Raw genomic sequence first — 24,994 nt, forward strand, 5'->3', positions numbered from 1 at the left:
TCGGGCACTCGACCGGAAGGCAGGAAGGCCGATGGCACGCACCCTCCGCACCGGCTCCCCAGCGCCACATGCGGCGGCCGCGTTCGAGGTCCTGCGTGGCCTCAGCACGGCCTGGTGGCACCTGCTCCCGTTGGTCGTGGTGCTGGTGGGGCTACTGCTTCGGCCGATCCCCCGTGTGGGTTCCGCCGTCCTGTCGCGAGGCGAACGACTGGCCCGGCACCAGTCCGCAGCCGAGTGCGCACGCGTCGCCTTCCGGTCGAAGGAACCGTCGTCCCCCACGCCACGCATCGGAGACCGTGCGGAGCCGCCTCCCAGGGCCCGGCGTTGTGATCGACCGATCCGGCACCTCGGCACCCTGGCCGCGGTCGAACTCGTGTCCGGCACGATCATGCTCACCCTCCTGGCCGTGGGCTTCGCGGCGATCCTGGTTCCGGTGTACGCGCTGCTTCCCGCGAACGGAGCGACGTTCGCCGGAATCGAACTGGGGGCGCTCACGATCGCGGGCGTCGTCCTGGCAGGTGCGTGCGTGTGCGCGTTCGGGGCCGCGATCGGCGGCCCCCTCGACCGTTGGAGCGCCCGCACCACACTGTGGGCGGTCCTGGGAACGCGAACGGTGCGGCAACAGAGCCGCATCTTCGATCTGGAAAGCGCCCGCGTCGACATCATCGACGCCGTCGAGGCCGAGCGCGACAGCATCGCCAGGAACCTGCACGACGGTGCCCAGCAACGGCTGTTGGCCGTGGCCATGGCGGTGAGCAGGGCCAACCGCCAACTCGAACGCGACCCGGACAAAGCCGTCCCACTGCTCGCGGAGGCCCAAGAGGAAGCGCAGGCGGCGATCGGTGAACTGCGCCAGGTCGCCCGGGGGGCCCACCCTCCGATCCTGCGTGAACGGGGCCTGTCGGCGGCGGTCGAATCGATCGCCCGCCGACAGGACATCCAGATCCGGCTGGACATCGACCTGGCCGAACGGCCAGGGCGACTGTGCGAGGCCAGCGCCTACTACGTCGTGGCCGAGGCCCTGTCCAACATCGTCAAGCACGCCGGCGCCGATGTCGTCGACATCGCCGTATGGAGGTTCGGTGACCGCCTGTGCCTGCGGATCACCGACGACGGAGTGGGCGGAGCGAGCATCGTCGCGCACCACGGGCTCGACGGGCTGCGCACACGCCTGCGGGCCATGGACGGAGACCTGAGGGTGGACAGTCCTCACGGCGGACCCACCATCGTGGAGGGTGAGTTGCCGTGGCGGATGTAGACACCGGACTGCGCATCGTCCTGGCCGACGACTCGGTCCTGTTGCGCAGCGGCATCGTACGACTGTTGGAGGACGAGGGGTTGTCCGTGGTGGCCTCGGTGGGCGATGCCGCCGCGGCCGTCGACGCCGTCACCGACCACCGTCCCGACTTGGCAATCCTGGACGTACGCATGCCACCCACGTACACGGACGAGGGCATCATCGCCAGCCTCGACATCCGCAAAAGGTACCCCGAAACCGCAGTCCTGCTCCTCTCTCAGTGGATCGAGGAGGAGTCGGCGGGCGAACTCCTGGCCCGGAGCACCAAGGGTGTCGGCTATCTCCTCAAGGACCGCGTCACCGACATCTCCACGTTCCTGGACACCATCGGCCGCGTCGCGCGGGGCGGCAGCGCACTGGATCCGGAAGTGGTGTCCCAGATCCTCAAACGCGGCCGGGAGGAACAGATCCTGGACCGGCTCTCCCCCCGGGAGAACGACGTGCTGGCCGCGATGGCCGAAGGGTGCAGCAACGCCTCCATCACCACACGCCTGCGGCTCTCCGAACGGGCCGTGGAGAAGCACATCCGCGGCATCTTCACCAAGCTGGACCTGCCCCCTGAGGAGACCGACCAGCACCGCAGGGTGGCGGCCGTCCTGACCTTTCTCAAAACGCACGGGTTCGGGCCCGATCAGGCGCTCGGCCGGCCGACGAGAGGATGACACACCTTGCCCACCACATCGCGGGCCACCGAGGACTTCGCCGTCGCACCGGCGCGCAGGGGCACTCGGATCACGTCGGTCCTGACCATCGTGTTCCTGATCGCGGGGACATTCCTGGCCACCGAGGCGTTGCTGCGCCGCACTCTTCAGGAGAGCCACGGTTTCGACTCCGGTGTGGACGCGGTGAGCGTGCACGTCGTCGGGGGCAACGTCGAGGTCATCGGGGAGGACCGCGAGGACATCGTCGTCCATTCCACCGAGACCCGTGCGCTCGTCGGTCCGCGCGGAGGCGTCCGGCTGGACGACGGCGAGTTGCGGATCTCCTCGGCTTGCCCGGCGCACGCCTTCGGATGCTCCAGTGAGTTCGAGGTGCTCGTTCCACAGGGCACGCCCGTCGAAGGCACCGTGTTCTTCGGAGAGGCCGACGTGGCCGGGCTCGACTCGGAGGATTCGATCGGTGTCGTCGACCACCGCTGGACGGAATGGTTCAGGGTACTCGACTTCCTCGGCTAACATTCGGCCCCCTCCACACGCCCCTGGAGCAGCCCGGGCAGGCCGTCCCAGGCGTCGGGGGTGTAGAAGTGTCCGCCAGGCAGCACCTGGAACGTGGTCCGGCCACTGGTGGCCTCCGCCCAGTCGGCTAGGTCGGCCTCGGTCATGAGTTCGTCCTGGCCGCGCACCACGTGCAGGTCACAGGTGAGAAGGGGTCCGTCACGGTGGCGGTAGGTCGACAGTGTTCTGAGGTCCTGACGGAACAGTTCCACGGCCAGAGCTCGAAGGTCGGGATGGGACAGGGCTTGAACAGGTGCCCCTCCCATATCGATCATCCACGCGAGCAGATCGGTGTCCTCGGCGTCCAAGAGTGCCAGGGAGTGGTGGGGCCTGCGCTGGGGCGGCCTGTGCCCGGACACGATCACCCGCCTTACCGTCGGGCCCTCGTGGGCGAGGAGCCGAGCGACGTCATGGGCCACCAGAGCACCCATGCTGTGTCCGAAGAGGACGTAGGGCGGGGGGATCCGCGACAGGACCGCTTCAGCGCTCCACCTCACGAGCCCTTCCCAGTCACGTGGTTCGGAGAACCCGAACACGGCCTCGCGCCCGGGGTAGCTCACGCCCCACAGCTCGGTTCGATCGTCGAGTACCCCCGACCACCGGCGGAACGGCATGACGCCACCGCCGGCGAAAGCGAAGCACACCAGTCGGATGGTGGCGTCGGGGGTGGGCACGGTGCTCAGGCGCAGCGCGGCCCGACTCATGCGTCCACCCCCTCTCCGGTGTTCGTGTGGAAGCGCATGGGCAGGCGGTTGAGTCCCAGGTTGATGATCGACAAGGCCGGGGTGGCCGGCCCGGTGGACTCGATGGCGCCCACTCGCCCCACCAGCTCTTCCAAGAGCAACCGGAGTTCCAGGCGTGCGAGGGCCGCCCCGACGCAGAAGTGCGGGCCTCGTCCCAGGGCGAGGTGGCGGTTGGGCGTTCTGGTGAGGTCGGCGCGGTCGGGGTCTTGGAAGACCTCCGGGTCGCGGTTGGCGGAGGGGATCCACACGACGACGCGATCACCGGTACTCAGGTGCCTACCGCCCAGTTCAGCCGGCTTGCGGACGGTGCGTAAGACGTGCACGCCGACCGAGGTGACGCGCAGCAGTTCGTCCACGGCCGGGTTGAACCGTAGGTCGGGTGAGCGTAGTCGGTTCCACAACCCGGGGGCGTGCAGGAGCAGGTGCATGATCGCGGACGCAGTGTGACGCACGGTCTGGACGCCGCCGACCATGATGTTGTCGCAGTTGAGCACCGCGTCCTGGATGCTCAGCGCGTAGCGCCCCTCGCCGGAGGCCAGGGCGCTGACGAGGTCGTCACCGGGGTCGATCCTTCGTTCGATGACGAGTTCGAGGAGATAGGCGAGCAGGTCTTGGTGGGCCTCACGCCTTCGGTTCGGCGCTCCGGACAGGAACGCCTCGTCGCACAGCCTCTCGATCGAGGACCGGTCCTTCGCGGGGATGTCCATGACGTCGCACAACACCACCATCGGGACAACGGAGGCGATCGAGCCCACGAAGTCGAACTCCTCCTCGCCCAAGGCCAGGTCGATCAGCTCGGCGACCAGTTTCCGGATCGCGGGTTCGAACCGGGCCAGTGAACGCGGCGAGAAGCGATCGGCGGCCGCGTTGCGGATACCGCGGTGGCGTGGTGGGTCGGTCAGGGCCATCATCCGCCCGGCTCCGGCGGGCGGGTTGCCCGAGCCGAGGAGTGAACCGCCTTCCGACCCGTAGACCTCGGCGTTCCCAAGGACCTCCACCGCGTGCTCGTGGGTGAAGACCCCCCAAATGTCCCCTTCCGTCGTCCCCTCGTGTCGATGAACCGGTGCTTCGTCCCGCATCCGGGCGACGATGCGATGCGTGTCGCCGCGGGTCCAGAAACGAGGGTCGGTCAGGTCATGGCCGTCAAACATCGTTGTCCTCCAGGTCCGTCGCGATCCGTTCAGCGAGTCCGGCCACCGTGGCGCTCCCGTAGACGGCGACGAAGTCCACATCACCATCGACCGCCTCAGACAGTTCTTCGGCGATCTCCACGGCCGTGATCGAGTTCCCACCGAGCTCGAAGTAGTTGTCGTCGATCCCCACGGGAGAAACCCCGAGCACCGACTCCCAGACCCCGCACACCAACCGTTCCATTTCACTACGCGGAGCCACGAACGAATTCCGCATACCCACACGATCCGCCCCTGGAACCGGCAGGGACGAACGGTCCAACTTCCCGTTCACCGTCAACGGCAACCCACCCATCTCGACGAAATACGCCGGAACCATATGAGAAGGCAACCGAGAACCCACGAACTCCCGAACCACCACCGAATCCAATTCCACCCCCGGAACCGGAACCACGTAGGCGACCACACGATCGGCGCCGCCCACCGACACCACCACGACCGCGCACTCACCCACACCAGGACAACCCGAGACCACGAACTCGATCTCGGCGGGCTCCACCCGGTACCCGTTCACCTTGACCTGCGCGTCGGAACGACCCACATAATCCAAGGAACCATCCGAGAGAACACGCGCCAGGTCACCACTGCGATACATCCGCCGACCCGAACCAGAAAAGGGATCCGGAACGAACCGACCGGCCGTCAAACCAGACCGACCGTGATAACCCTGAACCACACCACCACCGGAAACGAAGATCTCCCCAACCACACCCACCGGAACCGGCTGCAAAAAGGAATCCAGAACGTACACATCCGCGCCCGGCATTCCTCGCCCTACGGGACTCCCCTTCATTTTCTGGTCCACTTCGTGAAAGGTGACGTGGACCGTCGTTTCGGTTATGCCGTACATGTTGACCAGCCGCACCCGCGGATCGACGTCCGAGACCACGGAAGGACTGAGCCGCTCACCCCCGAACACGACCATCCGAAGATCCGGAAGCCGCCCTAAATGGGCCGAGACCTGGGTGAACGCGGTCGGGGTCTGACTCAGCACGCTCACCCCGGACCCGGCCAACAACTCCACCAACCGCTCCGGCTCCCGCGCCACATCCCGAGGAACCATGACCAAGGTCCCCCCACTCGCCAACGCCCCCCACATCTCCCACACCGAAACGTCGAAGGCGTAGGAGTGGAAGAAGGACCACACATCCCGCGAGGAGGCTTCGACCAGCGGCAACGCCGCATCCACCAACCACATGACGTTGCCGTGACACACCGTCACACCCTTGGGACGGCCTGTGGAACCCGACGTGTACATCACATACGCCGGACTCTCCCCCACCACGTCCACCACCGGAACCGGACCCGTACAGGCCAACAGATCATCCACCAGGACCGGCTCCACACGAACCCCACCGGAGGAATCCGACGAGTCGGACGGCTCGAACAAGTCGAAGGTCGAATCATCGGTCACCACCCCCCCCACACCCGCGTCCCGCGCGCAATACCCCAACCGACTCCGAGGATGCTCCGGATCCAACGGCACGTACACCGCCCCCACACGCAACACACCCAAGATCACCGCCGGCAACCGGGCATCACGCCCCACGCACACACCCACGCGCTCCCCCACGCACACACCCCGCTCGGCCAGCCCCGCCGCCACCGCGCGCGAAAGCTCAGCCAACCGGCCATAGGAGACCTCGCCCCCACCATCACGCACCGCCACACGACCAGGCCCCACAGCCACCGAACGATCGAACACCGACACCAGACCCCCCACACCACCGGTGGTCGAGGGAAGCCTCTCCATGGTGTCCGGGGGCAGGTCACCGATCCGGAAGCGGGCACAGTGTTCCCCCGGGTTCGCCGCAATCCCGCGCAGCGCCTTTAGGTAGGACTCGGCGACCAGGTCGATGTGGTCACCAAAGGTCGCGGTGTCGTAGGCCAGGACCAGTCCGAGCCGGTTCTCGGGGGGATGCACGGAGAACGCGGCCAGCAGTCGGAAGTGGGTGTTCTCCGATGACAGGTCACTGCCCGCCATGCCCTGCAACAGCCGATCCGACAGCAGGCGCTTGGTCTCGTGGAACTCCACGAAGTGGAACGCGCAATCGAACAGATCGCGCACCCCGAGTTCCCTGTTGATGGCGCCCAGCGGGAAGCGCCGGTGCGGGAGCATGCGACGCTCGGTCTCGTACAGTTCCCCGACGAGATCGGACCACGTTCCGCTACCGACCCGGCCCCGAACGGGCACCGTGTTGAGGAAGAGTCCCTTGACCGCGTCTCCGTCGGGCCGCTCCGGACGCCCGTTGGTGACCAGGCCCGTCACCACGTCCGCCCGCCCGACCAGGGCCGACAGCACCCGGACGTGTGCTGCCAGGAGCACGCTCTTGATCGGTACACCGAGGTCGGCTGCGAGTTTGCGCAGCGAGCGTTCGAGCTCCTCGTCGATCGGCACGGTACGGCGGGCGACCCTCTGCGGGAGTTCCTCGGTTCCCGAGATCTCGGCGTATCTGGTGGGAACGGCGTCGGCGAACTCTTCGGTCCAGTAAGCACGTGCCGCCTCGGACTCGACGGCCTCCGACTCCAAGCGAACGAATTCGGCGAAGGAGGTCCGCAGCTCACGCGGTTCGTCCGGTTCGGTCGCATCTCCAGTGAGGGCGAGATGGTCCTCCCAGATCTCGACGAGCAGGGAGGTGAAACTCCAGCCATCCAGGATGACGTGGTTCTCGGCCACCACGAGTTGGAAGGCGTCGTCGCTTCGCCGCAGCAATCGGAACCGCAGGAGGGGTGGGGTCACCATGTCGAAGGGCTCGGCGAGCTCCTCCTCCACCACACCGGCGATCCACGTTTCCTGCTCCTCACGTGTTCGGTCGCGGAGGTCGTGTACGCGCACGCACGCCAGTGCCCGGGCGTGGACCACCTGGAGGAAGCGGCGGGAACCCTCCACCTGGAACCCGGTTCGCAGGACGGGGTGGCGGCGCACCGCGGCCGCGACCGCCGACACGAAGGCATCCTCGTCCAGCAGCGCGCGCAGTTCGACGGAGTTGACGTTGTGGTAAACGCGGCCCTCGCCGTTCAGTTCGGCCTGCAGGTGCATCCCGACCTGTGTGGCGGTCATCGGGTACGCGTCCACGGCGCCCTCCGGCAGCCGAGAGCGCTCGTCGTCGTCGATGAGCTCGAAGGGTGTGGGCGTGTCACGTTCTTGCGTCGCGTGTACGAGTTCGGTCAGTTCGGCCACCGTGGGCGCGTTGTAGAAATCGTCGAGATCGGCCCGCCATCCCTTCTCTTCCAGGGCCCCGATGATCTGAACCGCACGGATGGAGTCCCCACCGAGCTCGAAGTAGTTGTCGTCGATCCCCACGGGAGAAACCCCGAGCACCGACTCCCAGACCCCGCACACCAACCGTTCCATTTCACTACGCGGAGCCACGAACGAATTCCGCATACCCACACGATCCGCCCCTGGAACCGGCAGGGACGAACGGTCCAACTTCCCGTTCACCGTCAACGGCAACCCACCCATCTCGACGAAATACGCCGGAACCATATGAGAAGGCAACCGAGAACCCACGAACTCCCGAACCACCACCGAATCCAATTCCACCCCCGGAACCGGAACCACGTAGGCGACCACACGATCGGCGCCGCCCACCGACACCACCACGACCGCGCACTCACCCACACCAGGACAACCCGAGACCACGAACTCGATCTCGGCGGGCTCCACCCGGTACCCGTTCACCTTGACCTGCGCGTCGGAACGACCCACATAATCCAAGGAACCATCCGAGAGAACACGCGCCAGGTCACCACTGCGATACATCCGCCGACCCGAACCAGAAAAGGGATCCGGAACGAACCGACCGGCCGTCAAACCAGACCGACCGTGATAACCCTGAACCACACCACCACCGGAAACGAAGATCTCCCCAACCACACCCACCGGAACCGGCTGCAAAAAGGAATCCAGAACGTACACATCCGCGCCCGGCATTCCTCGCCCTACGGGACTCCCCTTCATTTTCTGGTCCACTTCGTGAAAGGTGACGTGGACCGTCGTTTCGGTTATGCCGTACATGTTGACCAGCCGCACCCGCGGATCGACGTCCGAGACCACGGAAGGACTGAGCCGCTCACCCCCGAACACGACCATCCGAAGATCCGGAAGCCGCCCTAAATGGGCCGAGACCTGGGTGAACGCGGTCGGGGTCTGACTCAGCACGCTCACCCCGGACCCGGCCAACAACTCCACCAACCGCTCCGGCTCCCGCGCCACATCCCGAGGAACCATGACCAAGGTCCCCCCACTCGCCAACGCCCCCCACATCTCCCACACCGAAACGTCGAAGGCGTAGGAGTGGAAGAAGGACCACACATCCCGCGAGGAGGCTTCGACCAGCGGCAACGCCGCATCCACCAACCACATGACGTTGCCGTGACACACCGTCACACCCTTGGGACGGCCTGTGGAACCCGACGTGTACATCACATACGCCGGACTCTCCCCCACCACGTCCACCACCGGAACCGGACCCGTACAGGCCAACAGATCATCCACCAGGACCGGCTCCACACGAACCCCACCGGAGGAATCCGACGAGTCGGACGGCTCGAACAAGTCGAAGGTCGAATCATCGGTCACCACCACCCCCACACCCGCGTCCCGCGCGCAATACCCCAACCGACTCCGAGGATGCTCCGGATCCAACGGCACGTACACCGCCCCCACACGCAACACACCCAAGATCACCGCCGGCAACCGGGCATCACGCCCCACGCACACACCCACGCGCTCCCCCACGCACACACCCCGCTCGGCCAGACCCGCCGCCACCGCGCGCGAAAGCTCAGCCAACCGGCCATAGGAGACCTCGCCCCCACCATCACGCACCGCCACACGACCAGGCCCCACAGCCACCGAACGATCGAACACCGACACCAGACCCCCCACACCACCGGTGACGCGGGGCACGGAGAAGTCGGGGTCGGAGTGGGGCTCGGCGATCGTACGAGCCATCGAGGGCAGTGGTGTCCGCGGCGATTCCAGCCCTTCTTCCAAGACCCGCAGCATCAGTTCGAGCAGCGCTCCCACGGCCTCGGAGTCGACCGTGTCCGGGTCGTGGTCGACGCTGAGCACGAGTTCGCCACGGCTCTCCTGCACGTTCACGGTGACCATCGAGCGCCCCCTCGGAGGCTCGCCCTCCATGGGACGCACCGGCACGTCGCCCAGACGCAACCGCTCCGGCCGGAAGGTGTGCACCAGCCGCATGTCGAAGGCGCTGCGCCACGTATCCGGGACCGGACCGGACCCCGCGAGCACGTGCAGCGGGATCGCGGGGCGCACGGCGATCTCACGTGTCTCCCGGGACACGGCCCGGGTGTGTTCCTCGAAGGTCGTCTCGGGGCGTACGCGGATCAGGGCCGGGACGGTCGCCGCGAACGCACCGACCACGTCGGCGACCTCGGGTCCGCGATTGCCGGTGACCACTCCCAGGCAGACGTCCCTCACCGCGGCCAAGCGCCCGATCGCCACCGACAGCGCGCTGGTGAGCACGGTGTTCAGGGTCCAGCGATTGCGGGCCGCCGACCTGCGGATGCCGGCCAGGTCCCCACCGGTGATCCTCGCCTCTCGGATGTGTCGTCGGGTCTCCACTCGTCCTTGGCCCAGGAAACGGCCCAGCGCACCCGGATCGGCCGCCGCCAGGCGCCGCGACCAGAACTCCCGGTTCGCGTCGTCCCGCCGTTCTCGTGCCCGACCGTCGCGGCTCCACCGCGCGTAGTCGTACTCGCCATGTTCACGGTGTCGGGGTTCACGCCCCATGGTTCTGTCCGAGATGAACTCCGCGAGATCGGCGAAGAGGATCTCCCGAGACCTGCCGTCGCCGATGAGGTGGTGCAGGACCACGCACAGGACGCCACCCGAGTCACCGCGGGTGCGCACGTGCAGGATCCTCATCAAGGGGGGGTCGGACAGATCCATCGTGGTGCCGACGGCCACGGCGATCATGCGGCGGAGCTCCGCATCGTGCTCAAGAGTGTCCCGCAGGTCCACGAACTCGACCCGCGGCGCCACCTCGTCCAAGAGCTCCGCCACCACCTCTCCCCGGCGCCTGCGGTATCCGGTACGCAGGGCGGGATGTGCCCTGACCAGGTCCCCGAAGGCCGTGGCCAGGGCCGCGTGGTCGATGTCCCCTTCCAGTTCGACCACATAGGGGATGTTGTACGACAGTGAGCCTCGTTCGGAGTTGCTCTCGATCCAGATGGCCTCTTCGACCATGGACAGGGACCTGGACATGGTGTCCTCTCAAGCGTCAGGGCTGTTGCACCGCGGACGAACGCGACACGATGGGGGTGGTGTTGTCGGCGGTCAGGGAGGCGAGGTGGTCGAAGACCGAACCGATCAGCCGGTCGGGGACACCGTCGTCGGTCTCGATGCCGTTGAGGTGAATGACCGCGACGGCCGGGTCCGCGAGGAACACCGTGCATACGAGGGGGTGGGCGCTGCGATCGGCCCCGTCGAGAATCTCCACCTCGGCGTTCCGGTGCGGCCCACGGAACGTGGCGACCGGAGCGAAGTGGGCGATCGACAGCACCGGGGCGGAACCCAGTCCGGTTCCCTCATCGCTCTGCCATGTGGCGCTCATCCGGGTCTGGACGTCCAGCAGCCACTCCGTGGTCCCCTTGCTCATGGGCGCGTCGACCCTCATCCCGTTGGTCATGTTGAACATGCCGACGGTCTTCGAGGCCAACGGCAGGTCCGGGGGGCGTCCGTAGCTGGTACTACCGAAGTAGGCGGACTCCGAGCCGACCGTCTCCTGGAGCATCAGCGCCCAGGCCGCGTGGAACTGGGCGGCCGGGGTGATGCCCTGCCGTTGGGAGAAACGTGACATCCGCTCCAGGAGCCCGTTGGGGAAGGCGTGCACCAAGCGGGTGCGTGACCGGTGCGAGGGACGTGCCCCGATCGCTTCGAGCAGTTGTTCACCGGGGTCACCGCCCCCGATCGACGGCCGGGACACGGCGGGACGCCGGTTGCGCCAGCGCACGTAGTCGGCGAAGGTACCCACCCGGTCCGTGGCGGGCTCGGCCCCGCCGAGGAAGGCGTCGTAGTGGGCGACCAGGTCGGAGAACAGCAGCCGGCTGGAGAGACCATCCATGACCAGGTGATGAGTGGTCAGTGACAGGTAGGCGGCATGGTCCGAGTAGACGGCCGAGGGGACGACCAACCGGGGGCCTTCCAGATCGGGTTCCCGGGCGAACTCCTCGTCGAAGAGGCGCAGCGCCCATTCCTCGGTCCGCCCGGCGTCCATCCTGGTCAGGTACGTGGTGCGCACCTTGGTCGGTGGTTCGTCCTGGACGACCTGCACCGCCCTGCTCCGGCCACGCCAACGAAACGCGGTCCGCAGGGCGTCGTGGCGGGCCACCACCGCGTCCCACGCCCTCTGGAATACATCGGGTTCGAAGGGTGTGACACGGAGCCGGTGCTGGAGGGCGAAGGCGCCGGCGCCCTCATTGAGGCAATCGAAGAGGACGGCGTTCTGTTCGGGGGTGAGCGGCAGGACCTCACCGGGCGGGAACATGGTCGACCTCCAAGCATGGGGTGATGGCCTCGTGCAGCGCGTCGGCGAGCATCGTGCATCGCGTGGACGCCTTCCGTGGATGACGCAGGTCGACGATGAGTTCGTCACCGGACAGGTACGCCGAGACCTGGACGGTGTTCCTGCGGGGGGTCGCCCCCGACCGCTGGCCGAAGGGGTCGGGGTCCACCTCGATCGTCCGGCCATCGACGCGCAGCGAGTCGGCCACGCGCCCCAGGTAGTTCAGGGAGAACGGTGCGGCCGGGGCCGTGTCCGGCGCGAGGACGCCCTCGGAGTGGACGGATCCGAGGTAGCCGGAACCGTACCGGGACACCTGCTCCCGGGAGCGCCGTACCTCCGCGAGTGCCTCTCGCGCGGTCATGGGGTCGACGTGTCGCAGCGCGAGCGGGTGGAAGCGGGTGAACCACCCGACGACGTCGGCGAATCCGGGCTCGCGCCCGTGTGTCTCCACCTCCACCCCCAGACGCGGTGGCAGGTCGAACACTCGGCCGCACGCGAGCAGCAAGGCCGCCAGCATCACGTCCTCGCCCGCGTCCGGACGTTGCTCGGCCCGTGCCCGGAATCGAACGGCGTCGATTCCACCGATCACACGCCTAGTGGTCGTGGCCTGGGACTCGGTCCCCGGCCTCAACCCGGTCAACGGCGCGGCGGCGGCTTGGGCCTGATCACGCCAGAACCTTCGTTCGGCCTCGTCCGGATCGGACTGTGACAGGTGCGCCCGTACCAGAGGGGTGATGTCCAAGGGTTCCAGTTCCCCACCCCGCAGGAGCCGCGTGACCTCGCCCATGATCGTTCGCCAGGAAACCGCGTCGACGACCACGTGGTGGGTAACGATGAGGGCGTGTGCCCTGTCGTCGGTCCCCTGCGACCAATGGAGGTGACAGACGGGACCGTTCTCCAGGTCCAGGGTTCGTTGCAAACGCTCGGCCTCCTCGTCCCGCAGGTCGGGCAAGGGCCCGTCGCACTCCTCGATCGTGACAGCGATCGCACCCACGCCCGGGCGAAGGAGTCGCGCACTCCGGTCCTCGACCACGGGGAATACCGCGGAGAGCAGGGGATGCCGTTCCAGCACTTCGGTGAGCCGGGCTCGGACCCGGTCGAGGTCACCTTCGATCCGGAGGGCGACCGACAGGTTCCAGTGGTCGGTCGGGTGCTCGGCGAAGAACCACCGTTGGATCGGTGTCAGCGGCAGGTCGACGGGCGCGACCTCACCGCGGTCTTCCATGGAGGCGTGTGGTTCGGGCCGCTCGTTCTCCGCTGCCTCCCGGCCGGTGGCCTCGACCCGCCCGGCGAGGTCGATCGGCGTGCGTGCGCGGAACACGTCCTGGGGTGAGGCGGCCAGACCGTGTTCGGCCAGGTTCGTCGAGATCACCACGGCGGTGATGGAGTCACCACCGAGTTCGAACAGGTCGCTGCGGGGCTTCACGTCCTCGGTTCGAAGGGCTGAGCGCCACGCCGTCAGCACCGCGGCCAGGTGTTCGGGTTCCTCGCCCTCTCCCGGTGGACCCACGGGCGCGGTTTCCGACTCCTCACCCGCGGCCAGTGCGCGCCGATCGATCTTGCCGTTGGAGTTGCGCGGCAGATGGTCAACGGCCACCAGACGGGAGGGGACGAACTGGACCGGCAACAGCTCTCGCAGGGCCGCCTCGACCTCGTCGGTTCCGGCGCCCGACACCAGGATGACGAAGGCGGTCAGGGACGCTCTGCTGTCGACGCTTCGGGCGACCACCGCGCAGTCTCGGACCCCCGGCACCCGCTGGAGAACGCGCTCGACCTCGGCGGGCTCGATCCGGATCCCGGAGATCTTGACCTGATCGTCTTCACGACCCCGGTAGACCAGGGCTCCGTCCTCACGACGCGTGGCCAGGTCTCCGGTTCGGTAGGCGCGCCGCCCCGGCCGGTGGGGATCGGGCACGAAACGGTCCGCCGTCGCTCCCGGGGCACCGTGGTAACCACGGGCCAGGGCCTCGCCGGCCAACCAGATCGTTCCCGTCTCACCCGGTGTCGCGTGACTCAGGTCCTCGCGCAGCAGGTAGAGCTCGACCCCGGGTCGAGGGGTACCGATGGCGGGCGCCCGATCGGGTGGGCCGGGAGCATCCAGCTTGTGGGCGGTCGCCCACACGGATGCCTCGGCAGGGCCGTACTCGTTCCACAGGTCCGCCCGCGTGGTCGCGTGGTGTTCGCCGGGGAGCGCGGCGGGCACCTCCTCGCCCGCGACGATCACGCTGCGCAGATCGTCCAGCTCACCCGGTTCGACCGTGTGGAGGACCTCGCGCCAGACCCGTGGCAGGCACAGCAGATGACTCACCCGACCATCGCGGATGCGTTCGGCGAGCCGGCGGGGCGAGACACGGGTGGCGGCGTCGGGGCAGACCAGGGTCCCACCGTCCATGAGCGTCCAGAACAGACCCGCCACGGAGCTATCGAACGCGGCCGGGGAGTGCCACAGAAAACGGCCCACCGACTCGCCGTACAGGGCTCGGCGAGCCCGAGCGGATCCGACGGCCGCCGCGTGATCGACCGCGACCGCCTTGGGAGTTCCGGTGGAACCCGAGGTCAACACGAGGTAGGCCAGCGGGCTCGGCGCGCCGACGGGTTCCGGTTCCGGGGCGTTCCCGCCCTCCGCGAGCTCCTGGACCCGCACCGAGACGCATGCACGGGTGAGGGCCGCACCGACGGGTTGGTCGGAGACCAGAACGTCCATCGACACAGCCTCCGCGATCCGGGCGCACCGGGCATCCGGCCAGCTCGGTTCGAGCGGCAGGTAAGGACGACCACTCTTGAGGACACCGATGATGGTGGGGACGAGGAGGTGCGGGTCGGCGATCCGAACACCGACCGGCCCGGACGCGCCTCCCACCCTCCGTGCCACGGCGTTGGCCAATGCGTGCAGCCCTCGGTAGTCCGTCCGGGCCGTTCCGGTGTCCACGGCCACGGCCTCCGAAGGCCCGTGAACCAGATCATGCAGCAAGGTCGTCACGTTCGCCCCTTCCCACGGATGCTTCGCACGACGTCGGCGACAGTGAGGCCACCGGTCTCGGCCACCCTTTCCAAGCAGGCGCGGTAATGCCCGATGAGGTCATGGGCACTCTCCTTCGGCAGGACGCCGACGTCGTGGTTGAGGCTGATGTCCAGGCCGGTGGTCCCGGCGAAGGCCGAGATCGTGACCCCGTAGTTGGTGCGTTCGGACGAACCCGCGTACCGCACGCGGACCCCGGCCACGTCGGCGTCCCGCCGACCAAGCATGGTCCTGCGGTCACCGAAGTCGAGGACCGTGTCGAAGAGCCGGGCCGATGGGGCCAGGCCCGCGGCCTTGCGGAGTGTCGACGGCGGGGAGTGCTGGTGCTCCTGCAGGCCCCTCAGGTACCGCGACACGTCTTCGCGCACGTCCGCGAGTAAGCGCTCCGGCGGCACCAAGAGTCGGATCGGCAAGGTGTTGATCAGCATTCCGCTCATCCGTTCCACGTCCGGCGACGACGAGTCGCGACCGGATAGGACCGTTCCGAAGACGACGTCCGACACACCGAGTTCGGTGGCGAGCAGCAGCCCCCACCCGGTGTGGACGAGCGCGGCCGGTGTCAGACCGACCGATCGCGCCCGTGTGGCCAGGGATGTCCACGCGTCGCCGTCGATCCGGTTCGAGGTCTCCTCATGGCTGCCGTTCCGAGCAGCCTCCGTCACCATCAGGGAGGGGCGGGCTCCCGCCAGGGACTCACGCCAGAACCGGCGTCCCTCCCCATCGGAGCGACGTTGGGAAGCCGCTCGCGCGATGGACGGGCGGGTTCGGAGTTCACCTCCCACACCCGAGACCATCCCCGCGTAGGCGCTCATGACGTCGTCCAACAGCAGGTTCATGGACCAGCCGTCCAGGATGATGTGGTGATGGGTTACCACGCACAGCCTTCGCTCGCCCACCGGTGTGAGCAGGACGCGCAGCAAGGGGGCCGACCGTAGGTCGAAGCCACGGGACCGCTCGGTCGCGAGCACCTTCTCGATGGTGTCGTCCTCGTGGTCACCGTCCGGTCCCCGTTCACCGAGTGTGACCTCGATCCCGGCCTCGGGGACGATGATCTGTTCCGGTCCCCGCGCGCTCTGCCACGAGAAGGTCGTGCGTAGCGCGGGGTGGGCTCTCGCGGCCCGGTGCCATGCGGCGGCGAAGGCCTTCTCGTCCAGCGGTCCGTCGAGGGTCACGGCGAGCTGGGCCACGTAGCTCTGCCCGGTTCGATCGGAGAGCGTGTGAAAGAGCATCCCCTCCTGGGCCGGCATGAGGGGGAAACGTTCCTCCTCCCCTTCGCGCAGCAGGTCGCCCAGGCGTACGGCGATGGCGTCGACCACCCGCCGGGCCTCGGCGGGGTCCATCCGTCGACCGTCGAACTCGACGGTGACGACGACGTCGTCACCCGAGACCCAACCCTCGACCATCCAGGCACACGGTCGAGGCGTCTGCGGGGCACGTGAGGTCCCGGCCCTGGCTTCACCTTTATCGGCCATGAGTGCGGAGTGTTCCGGCAGCCCCACCCGTCCGAGGAAGTTGACGCCCAGGTGGGGGCGCACGCCTATCCGCAGCGACTCGCGGACGTCGGGATCGGGGTGGTGGGAACGGAGGGCGCCGTAGCCGCCCCCGGTTCCCGGGGAGTCCTGGAGCAGGGACCGCACTTGTTCCCGGACCCCGTCGACCGGACCCTCCGGGACCACCAGTGGGTACATGCAGGTCAGCCAGCCGACCGTCTCGTAGGCCGCGGCGTCGTCGATGGTCTCGCGCCCGGTCCCCTCGAACTCGACCAGGCAGGGTCCCGGTGCCGACCACTGCTTCCACTCGGTGACGGCCGCCGTCAGCAAGAGCCGGGACAGGCTCTCGCTCACCTGTCTCCCGGTATCGACGCTTCCGAGTCCGCTCACCCTCGTCGTGGCGGTGACCGCGTCGCCCTCTACACCGGTGTCGACGTCCTCGACGGTGGCGGCGGAGCGAGCGGTCCCTCTCCAGTGGTCCAGCTCCTGATCGAAGTCACCGTTGAGGACCGCCCGGCGCACGGCTCCCGACCAGGCGTGGACGGAGGCCGCGTCTTCGCTCGCGGACAGGGCCCAGCCGGCGCCGAGCAGCCCATAGGTGTTGTCCAGCTCCCCGAGCAGGAGTCGCCAACTGACCATGTCGACGGCGGTGTGGTGCGCGCCGACCAGGATCCTGAGATCGTCGCCGGGGCCCTGGACCAGGACCGCGTGGATCATGCGTCCGCGGCTCGGATCGATGGCTTCGTCGGTGATCCTCACCGCCCGCCGTTCCACGTCGTCGGAGCCCTCGGCACCGTCCTCGACCAGGGTGGACCACGGCCCCGGCCCCGTTTCCCGTGATCCCCCGGACCGCGCGCGGCCATCCCTGACGACGACGTCCGAGGTCAGTGCCGTGTGGCGGCGCACCACCGCGGAGAACGCCTGTCGCAGCAGATCGACCCTGGTCAGGGGGTCGAGATCGATCAGGACGTACTGGTTCCACACCTTGGGGATCCGACCGACCCGGTCCACCAACCAGTGGACCCCCGGGGAAACGTCCCCGGACCCGACCGAGTCGACCGTCCCGGCGTCGTCACCGCCTTCGGCACCGTTCCACAACCAGGCCGCCAGGCCCCGGACCGTCCTGGCCTCGAAGATGTCCCTTGGCCGGGCGCGTAGGCCGAGCGCGGGCAGCCGCATGGCGATCGCCAGGCTGGTCATCGAGTCTCCGCCCTGGCCGACGAAGTCCTGGTCGGGTCCGATGCCGTCGTTCTCGAAGGCCTCGCGCCAGACGTCCAGCAATGACCGTTCGAGTTCGGTGAGGTCGTCGGTGTCGGAGGGGTCGGTACCGACTTCCTCCGTCGATCGTGTGACAAGCCTGCGAGCGCCGTCGTGGTCGAACACGCCCCGGTCGGTCACGGGAAGTGCGTCCACGACGTGGATCCGGCCCGGGAGCAGGGCCTGGTCCAGCCGTGCTCCGAGCGCGTCGCGGACGTCCTTGGGCCGGACTCGGTCGAATGCGGCAGGGGCCACCAACAGGGCCAGGCGGTGGGGTGTGTCGGCGCCCAGATCCACCACCGCGCAGTCGGCGACGCCCGGGACCTGGACGACGAGCGCCTCGATCTCGGCGGGCTCGACCCGGAAGCCGTTCACCTTGACCTGGCGGTCGCCACGACCGAGGAAGACCGGCTCGCCTCGCTCGGTGAGTCGTACGCGGTCACCGGTGCGGTAGAGACGACCGCCATGTGCGAACGGTGAGGGAACGAAGCGTTCCGCGGTACGTCCGGGCGCGTTCGCGTAACCGCGTGCCAGCAGGCCGGACACGCACAGCTCCCCGATGGCACCGGGTCGGGTCACCGGACGCATGGACTCGTCCAAGACGTGGAGGGTCCGCTCCCCCAGCGCCGTCCCCAGGGGGACCGAGGAATCACCGGACGACGCTTCGTCGGTCGAGACCCCGTGTGTACTCGCGGTGATCACGGTCTCGGTGGGCCCGTAGGCGTTGGCGAGCTCCGCCTCGGCGCCGACTCCGGTCAGCCACGATCGAGCGTGCTCGGTCGGCATGACGTCACTGCCGACGACCATCAGTCGCAGGTCGGGTATCCGCGACGGAGGGGCTTCGACGTCCGCCAGCCGACGCCAGTAACCGGCGGGCAGGTTCGCGACGGTCACACGCTCACCGCGTAGGAGGTCCAGGAACTCCTGCGGGTCGGGCACGGGTTCGTGCTCGCGTACCACCACCGCCGCGCCACGGACCAGTGGAGCCAGGGCCTGTTCAATGTGCACGTCGGCCGACGGAGAGGCGAAGAGCAGGACCCGGTCCCGCTCACCGTAGGCGAATCGGTCGGCGACGACCCTCAGGTGCCCGGCCAGCGCGCCCTGCTCCACCTCCACCCCCTTGGGCTCCCCCGACGTTCCGGAGGTGAACACGACGTAGGCCAGGTCGTCGGGGCACGGGAGGGGGTGTGCGAGGTGTCGGTCGTCTCCGGCGGACCCCGGAACGATCAGGGGTACGCCGACGGGTAGGCAGGGGTCGTCGTCCGCGATCACCACGTCAGGTGGTGCCTGGGCGTAAATGGTGCGTACGCGCTCGTCGGGGACCTGCGGCGGTACCGGCAGGTAGACACCTACGCGCAACGCCGCCAGCATCGCCGTGACCAGGTGGCTCGAACGGGGTAAGCGCACGGCGACGCGGGTGCCGCCCGCCCGATGGGGCAGCCACGCCGCCAGTGTCTCGGCGGCGGTCAGGAGTTCGCCGTAGGTCGTACCGCCCCGGGAGTCCACGACCGCGACGCGGTCGGGGGCGCGCAGCGCCACCCGCGCGAAGTCCTCCCAAGGTGTGGAGGGCTCACTTCGGTGGTCCAGGTGAGTGGGGGTTCTCATCCGTCTGTTCCTCGTTCGGTCTTCGCGCTGTTCGTCGAGGCGGCCGTACTCCGTGGCCCGCCGTCGCTTTCGTTTCCGTCGTCTCGGTCCGCAGCCGGTTCGGGTCGCACCAGCGCGCTGTAGCGCCTGCTCCGCAGGGCGATGAACGCACCGATCGCCAGTAGTCCGGAACCGCAGAGAATGAAGAGACCGTCGATACCCGTGAAGAGGGTCAACAGGGGGGCCAGGGCCGGGCCGAGGACCGTGGGGACGGTCAGTGCCGCACCGGTGATCGCGGCCACCCTCCCCATCATGTGTTCGGGGGTCAAGCGTTGGACGAGCGTGCTGTATCCGACGATCGCCGTGGCCGCGGCGGCCCCGATGACGACGATGGCGGGAAACCACAGGGCGGTCTGAACGGACGCCCCGAAGACTCCGACGGCCCCCATCCCACCCACGAGGACGCCGATGACCATGGCTGCACCCGCCATCACGGTGATGAGGTTGAACCGATCCCCGAACTGGGCGGTCAGGACCGCGCCGACCGCACCACCCGCGCCGAGACAGGTCATGGCGATACCGATGAACGCCGGACCGCCACCGATCTCCCGGTACCAGAGTGGGAGCATGACGTCGAACATCGCGGTGATCAGGTAGGCGCCCGCCATACCGAACACCACCAGTCGCAGTGGGGGCAGGCTCCACACGTGTGCGAAACCCACGACGACGCGCTGGTGGAGGGGCTGCCGTTTCGCACGCGCCGCGGAGTCGCCCTTGCCGTCGACCCGGCCGACTCGGGCGACCAGCAACCCGGAGACGGCGAAGCAGACGGCGGTGACGACCAGAGTGGTGCGGGGACCATAGAGCCCGATCAACCCGGCGGCCAGTGCGGGCCCGGCCATCCCCGTCAACATCCGCTCGGTCGTGGAACGCAGGGCGTTCGCTGACAGGAGGAGGTCATCGGACACCTGAGACCGGATGAACCGCACCTGTGCGGTGTTGAACAATCCGGTGCCCAGGGCGGTGACGGCCACCAGCAGCAGGACCTGCGCGAACCCCGCGGACATCGCGATGCCTGCGAAGGCCAGGCCTCGCAATACGTTGGCGCCTACCATCACCACTCGTGGTTCGAAACGGTCCGCGACCGCCCCGAAGAAGGGTGCGCCGATGACGAGGGGAAGGGCCAGGGCGAGGGCCAAGGCGCTGAGGGAGCCCGCGCCCCGGTCCCAGAGGAAGACCACCAGTGTGATGATCGCCAGGTAGTCGAGGCCGTCCCCCACGTTGGCGACGATCTGCGCGGTGTACAGGCGTCTGAACCGGGGCAGCCGCAAGGGGGCCAGAAGTTTCACTCGTGTGTCCGGAGGGTTTCGCCGTCCATCGCCTCACGAAGACTTCTCGGCCGCTGATCGGTCCACAGGTCCTCGATCCGGCTCAGGCATTCCTCCTTCTTGCCGCGCACCCCGATCGCCTTCCAACCGCCGGGGAGAGGCAGGGGAACGGGCCAGATCGAGTACTGCTCCTCGTCATTGACCACGACGTCGAATTCGGTGTCGGGTACATCGAACATCAGGACTTCTCCGTAGGTGTGAAGTGAGTGTGGGCGAGGGCGATGTAGCGCTCCCGGAGTTCCTGGGCGAGGGCGACATCGCCTACGTCGCAGGTGATGGTCGCCGCGAGGTGATCACCCAGTTGCGCGTGGTTGAGGTTGATCTCGGCGGGAGGCCCAGTGCTGGCAGGCGTGGGGAACGGAGCCACGCCCAGGGTGATGTCGCTGTCGTCGGAGAGCGCGCCGACGAAGACGGCCCCGAAGTCCTGGCCGTCCAACGGCACATAGTTGAACATCAGGTCGACGACCGGGACACGGTTCGGATCGGTCCATTCGGAGGGAAGCCGCTGCGCCAGCAACTCCATCGGGAACCTCTGGTGCTTGATCGAGGCCCGCAACTGGGTCCGAAGGCCCGCGACGATGGTGGACAGGTCCTCGTCACCGGGGACGTCCACAACGACAGGGATCGTGTTGATGAACGTGCCCACCGTGTGCGCGAACCTGCCCCGACGCAGTGACCGGGGCAGACCCACCACGAGCTGCTCGGCACCGCCGACACGGTGGACGGTCAGTGACCAAAGCGCCAGCAGCACGACGTTGGAGGGGACGCGGTGCGCGCGGGCGAATGTGGCGATGCCTCCGGCCACACCATCGGGAAGCGCGAAGGGGACGACCCTCGGATCCGACGCACCGGGTACGCCACCGGTCGGCAAGGGCGGGGCCGGACGTTTCCGGGGCAGGAGCTCCGTCCAGTAGTACACGGCCTCGTCCGCCGCGGGACTCGACGCCAGTGCGTGCTGCTCCTCCACGAACTCCTCGTACGGAGGCCCTGGCTCGGGCAGCCCGCTCTGGTCCAACCCGTGGTCGTAGAGATGGAACAGTTCCTTACCGGCGAGGACCATCCCGGCGGCGTCCGCTGTCGCGTGGTGGAAGGTCAGCAGTGCGGCGTGGTCGCTCCCGTGATCGTTCTCGCGGTACCAGATCGTCAGTCGGCACGGCGGCTCGTTCGCCAGGTCGAACGGGAGGGACTGTATGCGGCGCATGTCGTCGGTGATCCGCGAGTCGGACCACCCATGGGCCGACACCACATGAGTGCGTAGGCCCGAGGTAGGTGCGACGAGGACACGGAGCTCGCCCTCGTGGACCCGATAACGGGCGCGGAGGTTGGGGTGGCGGTCGATGACCGTCGCCATAGACCGGAAGAACAGGTCGGTGTCCAGTTCGTCCCGGATCCTGAAGGCGCTGCTCATGTTGCACACACCAGTACCGGTCACCTGCTGCATGAACCACAGGCCTCGTTCGCCGAAGCCGACCCTGCGCCCGTTCATCGCGTTCCTCCACTCATCTCCTCCGTGGCCATGGGCATCAGTTCACGCACCAGCGCCGTATACTGTTCGACCGTCGGAGCGTCGAAGAACACGTCGACGTCGTGCTCGACCCCGAGGGAGTCGGCGACCCTGCCGGTGATGCGGAGCATCGCCAACGAATGGCCACCGATCTCGAAGAAGTCCGCGTCCGGTGCGACGTGGTCGAGTTCGAGCACCTCCGCCCACACCACGCACAGCGACGCGGTCAGTTCGTCCTGGGAGTCCCGGGCCCGCCCGGTCTCGGTGTCGGACCCGGCGCTCCAGGTGCGAAGGGTGGCCAGATCGAGCTTTCCGCCGCTCGTGCGCGGCAGTTCCTCACTCACTCGTACGAGATCGGGCACGGCCGCGGTAGGGAGCCATCGCCGTACCTGTGACCGCAGCCGGGCGACGTCCACGGCGGCACCGCCCGGGGACTCCACGAAGCAGACCAGGCGCTCGCCGCCATCGGGGTCGGTATCGGTCAGCACCGCCGCCTCCGTGACGGACGGCAGCCGGCGAAAGGCGGCGGCGACCTCGTCGAGCTCGATCCGCACACCCGAGCGCTTGACCATACGGTCCGTACGCCCAACGAAAACGATCTGTCCGTCCTCGGTGACGCGCACCCGGTCGCCGCTGCGGAACATCCGTGTTCCCGTTCCGTCGGGGTCGGGAACGAATCGGTCGGCGGTGATTCCCGGCAGGTCCTGGTACCCGCGGGCGAGGACGTCGCCACCGATGTAGAGCATGCCGGTACCACCCGCGGGGACCGGGCTGAGGCCGTCGTCCAGGACACGGATGCGCGCACCCGCCACGGGGGAGCCGAGCGCGGGAACGTCGTCCAGAACGGGACCCGCCAGGACGTTCGCCGTGGCTTCGGTCGGCCCGTACAGGTTCCACAGCTCGGTGGTGGGGGCCTCTTCGCACGTCTTCGAGAGGAGGTCGGCGTCGATGGCCTCACCGCCAAGGAGCAGTCGGCGCAGGTGACGAAAGCTCCCACTCGTCCCGCGGGCCTCGGCGAGGACGGCCCGCCACAACGACGGAGTGCAGTTGAGGTCGAGGGCCGAATCGGCACGGGAGAGGAGCGCGAGGAGCCTGGAAGGATCCGTCGCCTCCCTGTCGTCCAGGAGCCGAACCGTTCCGCCCGAGCACAACGGCCCGAGCACCTGCTTGAGGAAGGAGTCGAAACCGATGGACGACGTGGCCAGGATCGGCACGTCGGTGTCCAGCACGGTTCTGGTACACCAGTCCAGGTAACGGTTCAGGCTCCCGTGTTCGATCACGACCCCGCGCGGCCGCCCGGTGGATCCGGAGGTATGCAGGACGTAGGCGGCCGCGTTCTCCCCGAGAGGCCGTGTCGGTGCCTCGGTCCGGGGTCTGCGGCCGCCCGGTTCCGAGAGGGCGACGACGACCTGTGCCACCCCGTCGGATGCCGGCGGCGCGTCGGGGGTACGGACGACCACGCCGACACCAACGTCGCGCAGTACTGCGTCGACCCTTTCGGGCGGGTCGTCGATGGGAACAGGGACCACGGTCGCCCCCGCCATGTGGATCCCCATGAACGCCACCGCGACGTGCGGACCACGAGGAACACGCATCGCGACCCGATCCTCACGACGCACCCCCGAACGCACGAGGTCGGTGGCCAGTGTCTCGGCCCCGCCGAGCACATCCTTGTAGGTCGCGATCCCCTCACGCCAGGTCAGTGCGGGCCGATCAGGGTGCAGGCCACGCTGTTCACGGACGCGGTCGAGGTAGCTCTCAGTTCCCATGGCCCACCCCCGAGGCGACGGCGTCCCAACAGCGTTCGTGGGACATGCTCACGAGTACGCGCCGCTCACCCGTGTAGGGTTCACGGCCATGGCTGGAAAGGATGTTGTCGACGATCATCACGTCCCCCACCCGCCACGGGGCCGGGATGGTGATCTTGTGGGCCTCACCGAGGACGTGCTCCACCACGTCGTCGGGGATAGGCGAATCGTCGGCGTAGGTCACCGTTTTCGGCAGCATGTCCTGACCGCACGTCCGCGTCAGGACCTTGCGTAGATCGACCGGGAGCGCCGCCGGATGGAAGGCCACAACCTGGTTGAACCAGCACTCCTCGCCGGTCTCGGGGTGGTGCGTCAGCGCCGGCCAGGTGGCCTTCGTCTGTAGGACGTCCTCGCCGATCCAGTGAGCCCTGAGGCCACGCCGTTCGCACGAGGCGACGACCTCGTCCCGGTCCTCGGTACCGAACGAGTCCTGCCAGGCGATCCCCAGACGGGGATGGAAAGTACGAACGTAGGTGACTCCCTCGCGAAGGCGTTCGATCAGTTCCGGTGCGCTCTTCTCCAGTGCCCCGAGCAGCCGGCGCCCGTCGGCCACCGTGGTCCCCCCACCACCGGCGGCCGCGGTCTGGCACGCGAAGTACAGGTAACCGGGCCAGGAATCCGAATAGCAGCCCTCGTTGTGGAGTTCGATCCGTTCGGAGGCCGGGTAGTCGGTGGAGGTGTAGACACCACCCGACACCGACGATCGAGGGGTGGCGGCATCCTTGTAGTCGAGCGGTTCCCCACCGAACAGCTCCGGAAGGCCGTCGAGGCTCTCATGGGTCCGCGCACCGCAACCGCGCAGTAGGACCGATCCCGCCTCGTTCAACGCCTCTTGAATCTCGACCATGTTCTCGGAGACGAAATCCAGGATATCGACCGAATCGTTTCCTGCGGCTTCGACACAGGGAATTTCTGGGGAAACTGAGGGATTCTTCGAAAGCGCCATCGCTATTTTTCGCAAT

Annotated in this window: 14 protein-coding genes; 3 read left to right on the top strand and 11 right to left on the bottom strand. The window is 68.0% G+C overall.

The annotated features are described in order from the left end of the window. The first annotated feature begins 31 nt into the window (after positions 1-31). From BQ8420_RS25880 to BQ8420_RS25890, 3 genes are read left to right on the top strand one after another with little or no spacing between them, the layout of a single operon-like run. Positions 32-1,258, top strand: coding sequence for a sensor histidine kinase (locus BQ8420_RS25880; protein ID WP_160049438.1), 1,227 nt, complete (start codon positions 32-34; stop codon positions 1,256-1,258). An 8-nt stretch (positions 1,259-1,266) separates the two neighbouring features. Next, a complete protein-coding gene (locus BQ8420_RS25885) occupies positions 1,267-1,959 on the top strand; it encodes a response regulator transcription factor (protein WP_087102166.1) in 693 nt (230 codons plus the stop codon). A 6-nt stretch (positions 1,960-1,965) separates the two neighbouring features. Next, a complete protein-coding gene (locus BQ8420_RS25890) occupies positions 1,966-2,472 on the top strand; it encodes a hypothetical protein (RefSeq protein WP_087102118.1) in 507 nt (168 codons plus the stop codon). Here the strand turns inward: BQ8420_RS25890 and BQ8420_RS25895 are convergent. Genes BQ8420_RS25895 through BQ8420_RS25945 form a run of 11 tightly spaced genes read right to left on the bottom strand, consistent with a single transcriptional unit; the run spans position 2,469 to position 24,978 of the window. After that, complete coding sequence (locus BQ8420_RS25895) at positions 2,469-3,215, bottom strand: thioesterase II family protein (RefSeq protein ID WP_087102120.1); 747 nt, start codon at positions 3,213-3,215, stop codon at positions 2,469-2,471. The genes BQ8420_RS25890 and BQ8420_RS25895 overlap by 4 nt on opposite strands. Continuing rightward, positions 3,212-4,405, bottom strand: coding sequence for a cytochrome P450 (locus BQ8420_RS25900; RefSeq protein ID WP_160049440.1), 1,194 nt, complete (start codon positions 4,403-4,405; stop codon positions 3,212-3,214). The genes BQ8420_RS25895 and BQ8420_RS25900 overlap by 4 nt, the downstream gene beginning before the upstream one ends. Continuing rightward, positions 4,398-10,682, bottom strand: coding sequence for a non-ribosomal peptide synthetase (locus BQ8420_RS25905; RefSeq protein ID WP_087102124.1), 6,285 nt, complete (start codon positions 10,680-10,682; stop codon positions 4,398-4,400). The genes BQ8420_RS25900 and BQ8420_RS25905 overlap by 8 nt, the downstream gene beginning before the upstream one ends. A gap of 16 nt (positions 10,683-10,698) precedes the next feature. Beyond that, positions 10,699-11,964, bottom strand: coding sequence for a condensation domain-containing protein (locus BQ8420_RS25910; protein ID WP_160049443.1), 1,266 nt, complete (start codon positions 11,962-11,964; stop codon positions 10,699-10,701). Next, positions 11,948-14,962 (bottom strand): amino acid adenylation domain-containing protein, encoded by a 3,015-nt coding sequence (locus BQ8420_RS25915; RefSeq protein WP_087102128.1) that lies wholly within the window; start codon positions 14,960-14,962, stop codon positions 11,948-11,950. Before BQ8420_RS25915 ends, BQ8420_RS25910 begins: the two co-directional genes overlap by 17 nt. Further along, on the bottom strand, positions 14,959-19,353 hold the full coding sequence (locus tag BQ8420_RS25920; protein ID WP_087102129.1) for a non-ribosomal peptide synthetase: 4,395 nt from the start codon (positions 19,351-19,353) through the stop codon (positions 14,959-14,961). The genes BQ8420_RS25915 and BQ8420_RS25920 overlap by 4 nt, the downstream gene beginning before the upstream one ends. Continuing rightward, on the bottom strand, positions 19,350-20,681 hold the full coding sequence (locus BQ8420_RS25925) for an MFS transporter (RefSeq protein WP_087102131.1): 1,332 nt from the start codon (positions 20,679-20,681) through the stop codon (positions 19,350-19,352). The genes BQ8420_RS25920 and BQ8420_RS25925 overlap by 4 nt, the downstream gene beginning before the upstream one ends. Next, positions 20,678-20,899 carry an MbtH family NRPS accessory protein gene (locus tag BQ8420_RS25930; protein ID WP_087102134.1) on the bottom strand — a complete coding sequence of 74 codons (222 nt, stop codon included), beginning with the start codon at positions 20,897-20,899 and terminating at the stop codon, positions 20,678-20,680. The genes BQ8420_RS25925 and BQ8420_RS25930 overlap by 4 nt, the downstream gene beginning before the upstream one ends. Further along, positions 20,899-22,206, bottom strand: a complete 1,308-nt coding sequence (locus tag BQ8420_RS25935; protein ID WP_087102136.1) for a condensation domain-containing protein — start codon at positions 22,204-22,206, stop codon at positions 20,899-20,901. Before BQ8420_RS25935 ends, BQ8420_RS25930 begins: the two co-directional genes overlap by 1 nt. Continuing rightward, positions 22,203-23,993, bottom strand: coding sequence for a non-ribosomal peptide synthetase (locus tag BQ8420_RS25940; RefSeq protein WP_087102138.1), 1,791 nt, complete (start codon positions 23,991-23,993; stop codon positions 22,203-22,205). The genes BQ8420_RS25935 and BQ8420_RS25940 overlap by 4 nt, the downstream gene beginning before the upstream one ends. Continuing rightward, positions 23,983-24,978, bottom strand: a complete 996-nt coding sequence (locus BQ8420_RS25945; protein ID WP_087102140.1) for a TauD/TfdA family dioxygenase — start codon at positions 24,976-24,978, stop codon at positions 23,983-23,985. Before BQ8420_RS25945 ends, BQ8420_RS25940 begins: the two co-directional genes overlap by 11 nt. Between the last annotated feature and the right edge of the window lie 16 nt (positions 24,979-24,994).

The organism is Nocardiopsis sp. JB363 (assembly GCF_900143625.1).
In the GTDB taxonomy this organism is placed as follows: Bacteria; Actinomycetota; Actinomycetes; order Streptosporangiales; family Streptosporangiaceae; genus Nocardiopsis.

What these genes read in the sequence shown, in the direction of transcription:
- BQ8420_RS25880 (WP_160049438.1), top strand. Translation starts at nt 32, where the DNA reads ATGGCACGCACCCTCCGCACCGGCTCCCCAGCGCCACATGCGGCGGCC.
- BQ8420_RS25895 (WP_087102120.1), bottom strand. Translation starts at nt 3,215, where the DNA reads ATGAGTCGGGCCGCGCTGCGCCTGAGCACCGTGCCCACCCCCGACGCC.
- BQ8420_RS25900 (WP_160049440.1), bottom strand. Translation starts at nt 4,405, where the DNA reads ATGTTTGACGGCCATGACCTGACCGACCCTCGTTTCTGGACCCGCGGC.
- BQ8420_RS25905 (WP_087102124.1), bottom strand. Translation starts at nt 10,682, where the DNA reads ATGTCCAGGTCCCTGTCCATGGTCGAAGAGGCCATCTGGATCGAGAGC.
- BQ8420_RS25910 (WP_160049443.1), bottom strand. Translation starts at nt 11,964, where the DNA reads ATGTTCCCGCCCGGTGAGGTCCTGCCGCTCACCCCCGAACAGAACGCC.
- BQ8420_RS25920 (WP_087102129.1), bottom strand. Translation starts at nt 19,353, where the DNA reads ATGAGAACCCCCACTCACCTGGACCACCGAAGTGAGCCCTCCACACCT.
- BQ8420_RS25930 (WP_087102134.1), bottom strand. Translation starts at nt 20,899, where the DNA reads ATGTTCGATGTACCCGACACCGAATTCGACGTCGTGGTCAATGACGAG.
- BQ8420_RS25935 (WP_087102136.1), bottom strand. Translation starts at nt 22,206, where the DNA reads ATGAACGGGCGCAGGGTCGGCTTCGGCGAACGAGGCCTGTGGTTCATG.
- BQ8420_RS25940 (WP_087102138.1), bottom strand. Translation starts at nt 23,993, where the DNA reads ATGGGAACTGAGAGCTACCTCGACCGCGTCCGTGAACAGCGTGGCCTG.
- BQ8420_RS25945 (WP_087102140.1), bottom strand. Translation starts at nt 24,978, where the DNA reads ATGGCGCTTTCGAAGAATCCCTCAGTTTCCCCAGAAATTCCCTGTGTC.